General features: G+C 62.7%; 1 protein-coding gene. It reads left to right on the top strand.

Annotation, left to right across the window (positions count from 1 at the left end):
- Positions 1-201, top strand: a 201-nt coding sequence (locus AC5RU9_RS21325) for a DUF7507 domain-containing protein (RefSeq protein WP_494018075.1), incomplete at both ends; no start/stop codon positions are given.

The following is a 201-nucleotide window of genomic DNA, read 5'->3' as shown; positions in this document are numbered from 1 at the left end:
TGAAGGTCAACGACCCGAAGATCGGGGCAGTGACCTGCAAGGCCACCACCCTGGCCGTCGGAGAAACCATCGACTGCGCCGCCGAGGCACCCTACGTGGTGACTGAGGAAGACGAAGCCGCTGGCAAGGTAGTGAACACCGCAACCTCGACCGGTACTGATCCGGACAACGGCGAAGTGACCTCCAACGAGGACAGCACCG

The sequence above is a fragment of the Arthrobacter sp. B0316-5-4 genome (assembly GCF_059090325.1).
This window is presented reverse-complemented; position numbering and strand designations above follow the sequence as displayed.